This is a genomic window from Waterburya agarophytonicola KI4 (genome assembly GCF_020640915.1).
GTDB lineage: Bacteria > Cyanobacteriota > Cyanobacteriia > Cyanobacteriales > Xenococcaceae > Waterburya > Waterburya agarophytonicola.
This window is the reverse complement of the sequence record NZ_JADWDC010000025.1, coordinates 21130-35434: the sequence shown is the minus strand read 5'-3', so window position 1 is coordinate 35434 and position 14305 is coordinate 21130. Positions and strand designations below refer to the sequence as shown.

At 39.3% G+C, this 14305-nt stretch carries 8 protein-coding genes; 4 read left to right on the top strand and 4 right to left on the bottom strand.

Annotated features, from left to right (window positions below; genetic code table 11):
* Positions 1 to 312 precede the first annotated feature (312 nt).
* The 3 genes from I4641_RS11515 (at position 313) to I4641_RS11505 (ending at position 8088) form a co-directional block, all read left to right on the top strand.
* A complete protein-coding gene (locus I4641_RS11515) occupies positions 313 to 1632 on the top strand; it encodes an NF038122 family metalloprotease (RefSeq protein ID WP_229640672.1) in 1320 nt (439 codons plus the stop codon).
* 559 nt (positions 1633 to 2191) lie between these two features.
* Positions 2192 to 5410: a two-partner secretion domain-containing protein gene (locus I4641_RS11510; protein ID WP_229640671.1), complete on the top strand. Its 3219-nt coding sequence runs from the start codon at positions 2192 to 2194 to the stop codon at positions 5408 to 5410.
* 71 nt (positions 5411 to 5481) lie between these two features.
* Positions 5482 to 8088, top strand: coding sequence for a CHAT domain-containing protein (locus I4641_RS11505; protein WP_229640670.1), 2607 nt, complete (start codon positions 5482 to 5484; stop codon positions 8086 to 8088).
* Positions 8089 to 8166: 78 nt separating this feature from the next.
* Here I4641_RS11505 and I4641_RS24160 read toward each other — a convergent pair whose 3' ends face one another.
* The 4 genes from I4641_RS24160 to cysE all read right to left on the bottom strand — a co-directional run bounded on the left by I4641_RS24160 (position 8167) and on the right by cysE (position 12911).
* Positions 8167 to 11088 carry a DEAD/DEAH box helicase gene (locus I4641_RS24160; protein ID WP_229640669.1) on the bottom strand — a complete coding sequence of 974 codons (2922 nt, stop codon included), beginning with the start codon at positions 11086 to 11088 and terminating at the stop codon, positions 8167 to 8169.
* 111 nt (positions 11089 to 11199) lie between these two features.
* Entirely contained in the window at positions 11200 to 11427 is a 228-nt protein-coding gene (locus tag I4641_RS11495) for a hypothetical protein (RefSeq protein ID WP_229640668.1), read from the bottom strand.
* Positions 11428 to 11569: 142 nt separating this feature from the next.
* Positions 11570 to 12079, bottom strand: coding sequence for a pentapeptide repeat-containing protein (locus tag I4641_RS11490; protein WP_229640667.1), 510 nt, complete (start codon positions 12077 to 12079; stop codon positions 11570 to 11572).
* A 67-nt stretch (positions 12080 to 12146) separates the two neighbouring features.
* A complete protein-coding gene (gene cysE / locus I4641_RS11485; RefSeq protein WP_229640666.1) occupies positions 12147 to 12911 on the bottom strand; it encodes a serine O-acetyltransferase in 765 nt (254 codons plus the stop codon).
* A 250-nt stretch (positions 12912 to 13161) separates the two neighbouring features.
* On the opposite strand from cysE, the gene I4641_RS11480 reads away from it, so the two are divergent.
* Entirely contained in the window at positions 13162 to 14223 is a 1062-nt protein-coding gene (locus tag I4641_RS11480; RefSeq protein ID WP_229640665.1) for an Mrp/NBP35 family ATP-binding protein, read from the top strand.
* Positions 14224 to 14305 lie beyond the last annotated feature (82 nt).

The window sequence follows — 14305 nt, the reverse complement described above, 5'->3', positions numbered from 1 at the left end:
CTGATTATAAGAATGTTTTTTAGCTAAAATATTGCTTTTAAAAATCAAAACTTTATAAAAACATTAATCTATAATGAAGTTAAAGTTAAATCAGATTGAGTTACGGTGTAAAAACACTTAAATCTATTTAATTTATTTGCGTATTTTTTATGTAAGATGAAATATCTTCATGAAAAACAGATAAAATTAGACTTTTTGAAAAATCAAAAAAACATCTTATCTTCACCCATTTACATGGTATCTAGGTCTATTCTTAAGCAAAGAATATATTTTAAACCACTTTGATAAACTTAGATATAAGTAACAATTAAAATGAGTGAAATAAATGCAGGGGTAGAATTTAATTTTAGTTTCGCTCCTGGAATAACAGACGATCAAGCATTAGGATTTGAAATAGCTGGTGATATCTGGTCGCAGCACCTAGCTGATTCTTATCAAGGACAAAATCTCGAAATCAATATTTATGTTGAAGCAACAGACGATTTGCTTCCAGATAATGTAGTTGGCGGTTCATTTCCTGCGATCGCCACAGGAATTAAGTATCAAGATATCTATGATGCAATTCAAGATGATGTAACGACAGATATAGATTTAGTAGTTGCGGATAGTTTACTAGATCAAAGCAAAATTGATGTTTTAGTCGGGGGAGAAGTGGTCGATCAAAACTTCAAAACCCACATTACTACGGCTAACATGAAAGCCTTGGGAATGATAGCAGGAGATAGCCCAGAATTAGATGGCTATATTCTCCTCAATAATTTTGAAGGTTCTTTGTGGACTTATGATTATCTTGATACTCCTCAAGACGGCACATTAGATTTTCTGAGCATGGCACAACATGAGATAGGTCATGTACTTGGCTTTATTAGTGGTGCAAATCATACAGAAGAAACTGTGGATCACAAAATTACCGACATAACTACGATGGATTTATTCCGATATTCGGAAGAAAGTATCGCAATGGGAATCAACGATCTGACTTATGGCAAAACTGCATTTTTATCCATAGAAGGTCAAGAAAGTATTCTTCAACTAACTACAGGAACAGATCATCAAGTTGGTCATTTAGCAGAGTCAGAAGACCACGACCATGCTTTGATGAGTCCTACTATTAGTTTGGCAGAACGTTGGTCGATCACTGGTGATGATTTACTAGTCTTGGATGCTATTGGTTGGGATGTGGTCAATCCAGGCACAATTGACATGGCTGCTATTTATCAAAATGCTCAAGCAGAAATAGAATCTGTCCAAATTGTCGACCGTAGAATCGATGTCGAGCATTATATTTTGAGTGGAGATGCCTACAATTGGGGAAGTACTGGTAGCACCTCTTCTAGCGGTGGTTGGTGGTGGGGAAGCACTGGTAGTACCTCTTCTAGTGGTGGCTGGTGGCAAAAAGGTTACTTTATGGAAGTAGAATCTACTACTGATTCTGCTACAGAAGAAACGCACCATCACACTGATGAAGTGTATTTTAGTAAGTTTTGGAAAAGCTTAGAAATAATTCAAAATTGGTTTGAAGATAACTGGGGTGATAAATGGTGGCAGAAAGACTCAAGCGATAAATGGTGGGAGAGCAACTCAGGCTATAGGTGGGAGAACAACTCAGACTATAGATGGTGGGATAAATAGTGATTGAAATATTATTTGTAAGTTGATTAATTGATACCTGAGATTCTGCCCAAATCCATTTCTAGATCTCTAGAGTCTGGCTAAAGCCCATCACAAAAGATTTCGGCGATCGCCAGATAGAGAGTATCTTACCAGAAAAATCAATAATTCATTTTGAAGATGAATAGAACTAATAATTGAGCTGGCTATAAGCTTTTTTATTCTATTCATCTATTTTTTTGCTGATTTTTAATCGTGATTGATATCAAAAATAACTGTCCAACATTTTGCTATGTTACTTTAATCTCTTTTTTGGGAAACCTATGACTGAAACCGATAATTTCAACATTATTTTTTAATCAACCTAGAAATAGCAAAGCAAGAAAAAGATGTAATTTGGATTACAAAATTAATCAGTTCGTATCGTCATTCAAGAATTACTTTCTAAGAATAAACATCTTGGCAGTTTTTCGATCAAAATTCGATTTTTATAATGCAGCAAGCACTATTACTATTTCCTGGCACCTATTGTAGATCCCCAAAATTTTCCCGAAATGCCCAGATTTTGAGTGGGTTATTGATGATTTATATTCTACTGGCAAAATTAGGAACAGCAGCATCAGCACAGATTGTTCCGGATAATACGTTGCCGAATAACTCAGTTACTTCATCCGAAGAAAATGTAACTGAAATTATGGGCGGTACAACTGCTGGGGGGAATTTATTTCATAGTTTTGAACAGTTTTCTCTTCCTGAAGGAAATACAGCTTGGTTTAATAATGCTTTGACCGTAGATAATATTATTGGTCGGGTTACGGGTGATTCGGTTTCGACTATTGATGGTTTAATTCGAGCAAATGGTTCGGCAAATCTATTTCTAATTAACCCCAACGGTATTATCTTTGGTGTCAACGCAGCTTTAGATATTGGCGGCTCTTTTATCGGGAGTACTGCTGATAGCCTGAAATTTGCCGAAGATAGCGAATTTAGTGCGGTAGATCCTCAATCATCCCCATTGTTGAGCGTCAATATCCCTCTTGGTTTGCAATATGGCAATGATAATGGAGATCTTGCTGTTACTGGTAGTGGCAATCAACTACGTTTTAATCCCAACTTTACCGTAAATAGAGACTTCCGACCGTCAGGACTTAAAGTAAATGAAGGTCAAACGTTGGGTTTAGTCGGGGGAAATATTATCTTAGATGGAGGCAATCTTACTGCTGAAGCAGGGCGCATCGAACTAGGAAGTGTTGCCGATAATCAATTAGTTCAATTTAATTTCACGGAATCGGGTTTAAATTTTGATTATTCAGCGGTAAACAATTTTAAAAATATCAATTTAGCCAATGCTTCATCCCTTGAGGTAAGTGGTATAGGCGCGGGAGAAGTACAGGTACAAGGGAAAGAAATAATTATTACCGATGGTTCGACTATCTTAGCTGATACGTTCGGCGATCGCCATGGCGGAAACTTAGCAGTTAACGCTTCAGAATTATTAGTAGTAGCTGGTACTGCTGTCGATTTACCATTTATCAGCCGTCTGTCTACAGATGTGGCACCTGGAGTAACGGGTAATAGTGGTGATATTGAATTGAATTCTACCAATCTAATTATTGCCGATGGAGCGCAAGTAATTAGTAGTAGTTATGGTGATGGGAATACAGGAAATATCAAAGTCAATGCTAATTACCTAGAATTATTTAGTGGTTCGCCCATACTCAATTCCAGTGGATTCTTTACCTTGGTCTTTGGTAGGGGTAGTGGTGGCGATATCAACATTGATGCCAATAGGGTTTCAGTTTCTGGTGGGGCGCAAGCTGCAAATCTTACTTTTGGCGATGGTAATGGGGGTGATTTGTCAGTCAAGGCAAATCGAATTGAATTGGTAGGTAAATCTCCAGGCAGTACAGCCAGTTCATTCCTAGCAAATGTAGAATCTGGAGCGACGGGAAATGGCGGAAAATTAAGTATTGAGTCAGAATACTTATCAATTAAAGACGGCGCAAGAGCAGCAATTCTGACTTTGGGTACGGGTAATGCTGGCACTTTAGATGTTAAAGCCCAAGAAATACAATTGACTGGTGGTGCAGCACAAGTAGGTAGTAGTGGATTGTTTTCTAATGTGGAATTGGGAGCAACAGGAAATGGTGGCGAATTAAACATTGAGACGGAATTATTATCCATTGAAGATGGAGCGCAAATTGCAATTACCACTTTTGGTGATGGTGATTCAAGTGCTTTAGGTGTCAAAGCCCAAGAAATAAAATTAGCTGGCACGTCTCCAGGAGGAAATTCTAGCGGAATATTTTCCAATGTTGAATCAACAGCCATAGGTAATGGCGGTCAAATTCAGGTTGATGTGGATCGATTAAATATTACTGATGGAGCGCAAATTGCAGCACTTACTTTAGGGTTAGGCAAAGGTGGTACGATCGCGATTGATGCTGATCAGGTTGAAATTTTTGGAGGAAGTCGTAATGCCCCTAGTGGTTTTCAGTCTACCGTTGCACCTGCTGCATCAGGAGATGGGGGAAACGTCTTCGTTGATACCAAAAGTCTTCAGTTAACCAACGGAGGACAAATTGCGGTAAGTACTGCGGGAAATGGTACTGGAGGAGAACTATTAATTTCAGCAGATAGGATTGATTTAATTGGCAGATCGGAATTTGGATCTAGCGGGATTTTTGGCAATGCCATTATTGGCAATGGAAATGGCGGAAACCTAAAAATTAATACTGATAGTCTGCATATTCTTGATGGTGCAACTATTAGTGCCAGCAATTTCTCTAGTAATAATAGTAAAGTTTCCCCAGGAGAAGGGAAAGCAGGTAACGCGAACATTAATTCGAGAATTCTGGAACTAGATACTAAATTTGTCGATCTCCCCAGCAGTATTACCGCTTCAACTAATAATCAGGGTGGTGGCAATATTAACTTAAATATCTTAGAAGAAATCGTCATCAATAATAATAGCGAAATTGACGCGGATACTAAGGGTAATGCTCCTGGTGGCAATCTCAGTCTGAGAACTAATAATTTAAACCTTAACAATGGCGGAAGAATTTCTGTGGATAGTTCGAGTTCGGGGGATGCAGGAAAGATTGAAATTGAGGCAAACAATCTCAATGGGAAAGACGGTCAAATTTCAGCCACTTCCCTCAATTCTGGGGGTGGAGATCTTAAGTTGATTGCAGATACCTTAATTCTTGATGACAGCGAACTTAGTACTAGTGTCTTTGATGGTACTGGTGGTGGGGGCAATCTCAATATAGAGAGTAATGTTGTGATTAGTAAAAATATTACTACTATTTTTGCTCGGGCAGATCGGGGTGCTGGAGGCAATATTAATATTACTACCGAGGTTTTTTTACTTTCTTTAGACAGCCTAGTCGATGCCAGTTCCGAATCTGGTGTCGATGGTGCAGTAGATATTAATAGTCTAGAAAGCGATCGCCAGATTGATTATTTACAGTTACCAGATACAGTGAGCGATCCTTCAGCTTTGATTGCTGCTGTCTGTCCCAAAAATGGGGTTAATAGTCTGTCAACCATCGGCAAAGGAGGATTGTCAGAAAACCCCAGTCAAAATCTCCGCGGAAGATCTGTTTGGGAAGATTTACGCAATTTTGTCGAGCCAAATTCCAATTTGTCTGCATCCTCTAATCTTAATCGCGACGGAGAAATTATTGAGGCTAAAGCTTGGAATGTAAACGATCGCGGCAAAGTGGAATTGTTAAGTCACATTCCCCAGAAAACGAAACAAGATTACTGGGCATTATTCAATCAATGTCGGAAATAATACTATTTTCGGACTAATTCAATCAAACAAGATTGAGTGACTTTCAACCTATTATTTACTATTAAATAGCTTTGAGCAAAATTATGCGCCGTATTTCTAGTTTTAAAACTAATTTTATTTTATTTAATTCAATTTTTGGCTTTTTGCTGATAATTGCTTATTTATTTCTTGGTTTAGAAGTGGCTTTGGCTGGCAACGAAACTAAAGCGATCGCAACTAACTCATCTCAAAATAAATTAAGTATAAGCGATCGGGGTAGATTGGCTTATCAGGAGGGAAGGTATACCGAAGCCAAAAAAATCTGGCAAAATGCCTATAAAATAGAACAATTAGCCCAAAATATTCAATCTCAAGCTCAAATTCTCAATTATTTGGCTTTAGTAGAGCATCAGCTGGGAAATAACACCACAGCAGAGGAGTACTTAACTCACAGTTTAGAATTAATTCCCGATCCTCTCCAAGATTTAGATTGGCAAATTAAAGCCCAAGCCCTTAACACTCAGGGAAAATTAGCCTTAGAAAAAGGAAAGGCTAAATCCGCTTTGACTAGTTGGCAGGAGGCAGATCTAGCTTATCAACAAGGGGGAGACAAGATAGGTAAATTGGGGGTACAAATCAATCAAACTCAAGCCTGGCAAAGTTTGGGTTTATATCGTCGCGCCCAAAAAGCTTTGGAGAATATTGCGATCGCCCTAGATCGTGAATCAGATCTAACTTTAAAAATTACGGGGCTGCGCAGTTTGGGAATTGCCCTACAAATTGCGGGAGATTTAGAGGCTGCCGAAGAATTATTCGAGGAAAGTCTCGGTCTTTCTAAGGAATTAAACTTAGATGAGGAAAGCAGTACTACTTTATTTAGTTTGGGGAATAATGCTTTAGCTTTAGGGAATGAAACCCAAGCGATCGATTACTATCAACAAGCTACTGCTACTACCGCTAGACCTTTACTTAAAACTGAAGCCAGATTAAATCAGTTAGGCTTATTAATCGCTACCGAACAATGGCAAGCTGCCCAGGGCTTGTTACCAAAAATTCAAACTTATTTAGCTAATTTTGAGGATATTTCTAGCCGTAGACTGGTTTATGCCAGGGTAAATTTAGCCAAACATTCAATTGAGTTATCTGCTAATACTGGCAATCGCAATCTTTTGACTCACACTCAAGATTTATTATTGGCTACGATCGAGCGAGCAGATCGGCTAGAAGATCCTCAATCAAAATCTTATGCTTTAGGAATATTGGGGCATCTATACGAAAGCGATCGCCAAATAAATTTGGGGTGCAGATATACCCGCAAAGCATTACAGCTAGCTCAGACGATTAATAATTCAGAACTTACTTATCAATGGCAATGGCAACTAGGTAGATTACTACAAAACAAGGGAAATCATCAAGGTGCCGTAGCATCTTATACAGGTGCGGTGAATGCTCTAGAATCTCTGCGCAGCGATCTGGTTGTGACTAATGCCAATCTACAATTCTCGTTTCGCGAACAAGTCGAACCTGTATATCGCGAATTAGTTAGCTTATTACTTTCTCCTGTTGATCGTCAGCCAGTAAGTCAAGCCAATTTATTACAAGCGAGAAATACGATCGAATCTTTGCAACTAGCAGAACTCAACAACTTTTTCCGAGAAGCTTGTTTGGATGCTACCCCCACCGCTATTGATCAAATAGATCGTCAGGCTGCGGTAATTTATCCGATTATCTTGCGCGATCGCTTGGAAGTAATTGTTAGCTTTCCTGATAAATCTCTGAAACATTACACTCAACCCATTGCTCAATCGGCATTAGAGCCTATTATTGAAGAATTGCGCCAAACTCTGCAAATCCGCAGTCGTCGTAAATTCTATCAACCAGCGCAAAAACTATATAGTTGGTTGATTGCTCCTGTATTGCAAGAGCTAGAACAACAACAGGTTGAAACTTTGGTATTTGTTCCCGATGGCAGTTTTCGCAACATTCCTTTAGCCACTCTTCACGATGGGGAAAAATATCTCATTCAGCAATACAATGTTGCTCTTACTCCTGGGTTGCAACTCCTCGCGCCTTTACCCCTAGAAAAAGTGCAGCTTAAAACTCTCGCAGCAGGAATCACTCAACAAAGAAGGGGTTTTTCTTCTTTAGAATATGTCAATCAAGAACTACTCAATATTCAAAATCAGACTGATACCTTTGTCTTGCGCGACGAAAAATTTACCCAACAGAGTTTGCAAACAAATATTGAGTCTTCAGACTATTCCATCGTTCATATTGCTACTCACGGTCAATTTAGCTCCAACTTAGATGATACCTTTCTTCTGGCGTGGGATAGTGATATTAAAATTAGCGATTTAGACCAAATTTTGAGCAGTCGTAATTCCGATAGACAAAGAGCGATCGAGCTATTGATTCTAAGTGCTTGCGAAACTGCCAGAGGAGACAAACGAGCAGCTTTAGGGTTAGCGGGAATCGCAGTCAAAGCAGGAGCAAAAACCACCTTAGCAACACTTTGGGCTGTCTACGATCAATCTACCGCTTCAACCATGAATAATTTTTATCAAAATATTTCTCATCCTCAAGTAAAAGGCAATAAAGCTAAAGCTTTACGTCAGGCTCAACTAAGCTTGATTGAGTCGCCTCAATTTAAACATCCTTATTACTGGTCTCCTTTTATTATGATTGGCAATTGGCTTTAATTGTTTGCCTGAAAGTTTTTCTGGTCGATCGTTCCTCGCTTTTGCACAATTTATTAGTCTTTTAACTAAATTGGAAAACTAAATTGGAAAACGCTTCATCATTGCCCCCGCATCCCTAGCATTATTAGATAAGGTTGAGGAAATATTGGGAATTTGAGGAATTTGTGACAAAACATCCACAGTACGACGCAGCATTCTGACAATATCCCCTTCTGCCAAACTAACACTTTCACAAAGTTCGTTCCAATCCATGCCTAACGCCCACTGTTCGCACAAACCAACTAGTTCGTATTCCCGCCATACAGGTAAGCCAACTCCATGACGACGTTGTACTTGAAATAAACGAGTTCTAATTTCACGGATCGAAAAAGAATTGTTGCTATCTTCAGCCTCAGCACCGCGTTTTTTGACTCCCAATACTTCTAAGACTTCTTTTGGAGGAGGAAAATCACACCAAACATCAGCGCGAGGAGTTTCGGTAATCAAAGCGCAGACGGTAGCTGCTAGGTGATGGGGTTCTAAATATTCTAGTTCTCCTGATACAAAGATTAAAGCTAGCCATAACTCGTTATCACCTCTAATTGTGGCTGCTGCTTGTCCCAAAAAGGTGGGGTTATATTCGTCTAAAGCGTCAAATTCTTGCAGAACACTGATTAGATTCAGAAACTCTGACCAATAATAAGATTGGTTGGATTTTTGCTTTTGATATTTTATTTGAGTTTTATGGAGTTTCTCCCGTAGTTGCAGACGCTTGTTGTGTTTTTTCAGCAAACGATTGGGATTGTTTACCTGTTGTACGGGATGCTCGTCAATTTGTTTGTTAACCTCATCTAGTCTTTGCTGTTGTTCGGTTATTTCCTGAGGAGGAACAGGTGGAATTAAATAATTGGCAATTTGTTTGATTGCGATCGCCGTTGCTTCGTCACCTTTACGCCACTTTCCCAGTTTTAAATTATCTAAAGCGGGAATTTCCAGATCGGCTATTTCTAACTGGCTGAAAGTTCCTTGATTAATTTCGCTAATATCGGCATTGGCTGCAATATACCAATAATTATCCGCCCCTAAACACAATAAATCGGAAGCTTTACCCGAACCTGGAATCTTCTCTACTAATACCGCTGCTAGGGGAGAATTTACCCGAATGTGTTTGCCTTTTAGCCCCACAATTCTTCCTGGCTCAATTTGAGAAATTAAAGGCTTAATCTGGTTCTTACGGGTAACTTCTGCTTGCTGTTGCAGAATTTCTAGCAGCCTTTGTTCTTCCTTTGCTCTTTCCTTGAGCTTTTGATAGCTAGCTAGTTGCCCAGGAGAAACCGCAGCCAATGCCACATCTAGTTTAGCTAAATCTGTAGTTATTTCGGCGATCGCTGTTTGTTCGGGAGCGAGTCTTTTCTGGGAGAGATATTCGGCAAAGCTGCGTTCGAGTAACTCTTTGACCTCGGACAGGCTATATTTTTGCAGTAAATTTAGCACCATGCCATAGGAAGGGGTAAACCAACTTCTCAAGGGTTCGGCAGAGGAAGTTGCCAAGAAAGCTGCTTCTTTTGCTCCTTCAAAGGGCGTTTGAATAGTTACCACATGACCGACTTTATCTTTTCCTCTTCTACCAGCCCTACCCGATATTTGTAAAAATTCTGAAGGACTCAACATACTATGTCCCCCATCGGTACGCTTAGATAATGCTGACATTATCGTAGTACGAGCGGGCATATTGATCCCTGCTGCCAGAGTAGCCGTAGCAAAGACAACTTTAACCAGTCCTAATTCAAACAGTCTTTCGACTAATTCTTTCCAAGCTGGTAATAATCCTGCATGGTGAGAAGCAATACCTCGCATCAAGGGTTCGATCTGATCGATTCTCCCTATTTGAGAGCGATCGCATAAAAACTGCCACAGTAAATATTTTTGATTGGGGTTAGTAGTTAGATAGTTGGCTAAATGAGTTTCCCCATGATCATTATTTGCTAGATAATTTCGCAAGAGATCGGCTAGCTTTGCATTAGAATCAGAAAAATGCTCTAATAGTGCATTTTGCAATTCCATATTGTTACTCAAGAAGAAATAAAGCAATATACTCTCAATTTTCAAACCTTCTTCTTGGGTAACTAAATCCAAGGCGTCTATAGTATCAACTGCCTTATCACAACCCCGACGGCTAAAGATAATATAGATCGCAGGTAGCATATCTTTTGCCTGTAGCTGCTGCACCACCTGATAGATTTTGGGACAGTCTTTGACCTTCAGTCGTTTGGCTTTTTGACCTTTGCGGGGAGAAGATGCCTTTAGCTTGGGGCTAATTTGGGTTTCATCTTGATTTAAAAGACGATGGATTCCTTTGCGATCGCAAAAATAATAGCGTAGAGGTACGGGGCGAAAATCAGAATTGATTAATTCGCATTCATACGTGCGATCTCTATCTGAATTAGAATTACGAACTTTAGCGATCCAATCAGTTAATTCTTGAGGATTGCCGATAGTTGCCGAAAGAGCCACTAATTGTATTTGGGGCGGACAATAAATAATTGACTCTTCCCATACAGTACCGCGATAGCGATTACTGATATAGTGACACTCATCCAATACTACCGCTTCAACATCTTCTAGGGAAGTTCCTAACTGTCCGATGGGAGTCTCATAAAGCATATTCCGAAAAATCTCTGTGGTCATAATTACCACATCCGCATTGGGATTGATAATCGTGTCCCCCGTCAATAAGCCAATTCTTTTAGCATTTCCCTCGCCAAATTGTTCCTGAAAATCTCTAAATTTTTGGTTAGAAAGAGCTTTGAGGGGTGTGGTGTAAAAAACTCGCTTGCCATGATTTAAAGCTCGATAGATAGCATACTCACCAATTAAAGTCTTGCCCGAACCAGTAGGAGCGCAAATTACAACAGATTTTCCTGCTGACAAGGCTGCGATCGCCTGTTTTTGAAATTCGTCTAGTTCAAACGGAAATAATTCTTGTAGATTAAACTCTGAAGTGGAAGCGATTGAATTCACAAGCTGTTCTATAAATTGGACTTCTTGTCACAAAGATCTATTTTTTATTATGTATATTGTGACATCTTTGCCTGATTTATGAATTTTTTTGCTACCATCCCTTACTGGCAATTAAATTTGAGAATCAGCAATATCTCTAATTAACCAAGCTCTCGATTTAATATAGTCTATTAAAGATTGATGATCCTCAGAACTCAAAATTGAAGCTTTCTCTACTTGTCTGATGACTCGATAAGTTAAGTCGGTATCGTTTAATTGCAGTAGGGTATTTTTATTAATTGCCTCCACAGAAGACCAAACTGCACGTAAGATAGTTGATTCTATATTGGTGTTTTTCATACATTGAATTGTATCTGCTAAACCTCTGAAAAAAGGTAAATTTTATTACAATATGAGGATTTAAAACTTAATTTTTTAAGTTAATTTTTTTAAGTATTTTTTTATGTTTCGATCTAAAAAACGAATACATCGATCGCACTATCTAAGGACAGTACAAAGTATCTTTAGTATTTCTACCTGTAGTGGGGTTAGTCCCGCTGGCTCTTTCACATAGAGCTTTTTCTGTAGTCGGATCGATCAAGACATCGGTAAAATCTGCTCCAGTAATGGTAGATTCCTGCAACATCGCATTAGTTAAATATGCCCCTTCCAATACCGCATCGGTCAAATTGGCACGAGTTAGACGAGTAGATTCTAAACTGGCATAGCGCAGATCTGCTCCTTCAAGATTGGTTCTCGACATATTCGCACCAAAAAAACGGACTCCCACAGCTTTAGAAAAACTAAGATCGCTACCGCGAAGATTGGTATGGTCAAAACTAGCATCGGTTAAATCTTGGTGGGAAAAATCTGCATCAGTCCATACTTGCTTGTTATAGTCAGCACTCCAAGCGGGCTTGACCCATAAAGAAATAGTCGCTAGTAAGGCGATCGCAATAAGAGAAAAGTTAATTAATGTAGATGATGGTAAATGCTTAAAATTTAGTTTCATAGTTCTAATTTTAAAATTTGTCGATAATGTGAATAGAGAAAATATTATTAGATTTTCTGTGAAACTACTAAAAATTGCTTTCACCCAGAAACTCTCTTATTTCTTTGTCTCGTAGTAGACAACTGTTTTTTTTCTCCAAACAATCTTCAACTTCCTTGTCGGATAGCACTGCTGCAACTAAAGACTTATTTTTAAATTGAGAATGTCTGAGTTGTTTTACTTCTTGTTCTAAAGATTCAATGCGATCGACTAAAGTTCGGATAACTGCGGCTTCCGAATCGGGTAAATTTCCATGTTCTAAGGGGTCTACCTTAACTCCCGAACGGTAAACAATTCTTCCAGGAATACCAACTACAGTGCAGTTAGAAGGAACATCTTTGAGTACTACCGAACCCGCACCAATACGAACATTATTACCAATTTGAATATTACCTAAAACTTTGGCACCGCCACCGATGACTACATTTTCGCCTAAAGTTGGGTGACGTTTACCCAATTCTTTCCCCGTTCCCCCTAAAGTAACTCCTTGATAAATTAAAGAATAGTCTCCGACAATTGCAGTTTCACCAATTACGACTCCCATACCGTGGTCGATAAATACTCCTTTACCAATCTGCGCTCCTGGGTGAATCTCAATACCAGTCAAAAAGCGAGCTAGATGGGAAATAAAACGAGGTACAAAAGGAATGCCCACTTTGTATAGCCAATGGGCAAAACGATGCAAGAAAAGAGCCTGTAAACCTGGATAGCAAACTAAAACCTCTAGCCAATTACGGGCAGCAGGGTCGCGTTCAAAGATGATGCGAAAGTCAGCTACTAGGGAAGAAAGCATTTCTAGATAGTCCTTAGTTTAATGATTGTTTGCTACTAACGAGTCTATTTTATCGTTTTAGAGTCATTTCTGAACTCTATAATTTGGAGTAAAAACCCAACAATTTAGGGAAATAGGAATTAAGTTTGATTGTCGTTTTTAAACCAACTGTTGTTTGGCAGAACCATTTAGGCTGATAATTTAAGAGTAAGTAAGAATACTTGGTTTTGATAGAAGCTAAGAGCTAACGGCTAAAAGGAGAATTAATTTAATGTTGGATACCAAATCGGTTTTAGAGATTTTACGTCCCGTACAAGACCCAGAATTACAAAAAAGTCTGGTTGAGTTAAACATGATTCGCAATGTGGCAGTGGATGAGGGAAAAGTCAGCTTCACTTTGGTTTTGACCACCCCTTCTTGTCCTCTTAGAGAATTTATTGTCGAAGATTGTCAAACTGCGGTCAAAAAGCTCCCTGGGGTAGAAAGTGTGGATGTAGAAGTAACCGCCGAAACCCCTCAACAAAAATCTCTTCCCGATCGCACTTCTATCCCTGGTATTAAAAATATTATTGCTATTTCCAGTGGTAAAGGTGGTGTCGGTAAAAGTTCTGTGGCAGCTAATGTAGCTGTGGCTTTAGCTGCGAAAGGTTCTAAAGTAGGATTGTTAGATGCGGATATTTATGGACCTAATGCTCCTAATATGTTTGGTTTGTCCGATGCTAAAATTGCAGTCAAACAAGGTAGTGAAGGGGAAATCTTAGAACCTGCCTTTAATCACGGTGTTAAATTAGTTTCGATGGCATTTCTGATCGACCCCGATCAGCCTGTAATCTGGCGCGGTCCAATGCTAAACGGCATTATTCGTCAATTTCTTTATCAGGTGGAATGGGGCGAACTAGATTATTTAGTGGTAGATATGCCTCCAGGTACGGGGGATGCTCAATTAACCATGGCGCAAGCTGTACCCATGGCAGGGGCGGTAATTGTCACCACACCGCAAACTGTATCTTTAATTGATGCTCGTCGTGGCTTAAAAATGTTCCAGCAACTTGGGGTCAATGTGTTGGGAATTGTAGAAAACATGAGTTATTTTATTCCCCCCGATATGCCCGATAAAAGCTACGATTTATTCGGTTCGGGTGGGGGGACGAGAACAGCAGAAGAATTGCAAATTCCGATGTTAGGCTGCGTACCTCTAGAAATCGCTTTACGGGAAGGAGGAGATAATGGGATTCCTATTGTAGTTGCCGATCCCGATTCTGCATCGGCAAAAGCCTTAATTGCGATCGCTGAACAAATTGCAGCCAAGGTTTCTATTGCTGCGTTGGCTTAGAAGTTCCTAGCGATCAATTGCAGGGTGGGCATTTTAAAAAAGATAAAAAGATAAAGGGGGTGGGCGAAATTTACGGTGGCAA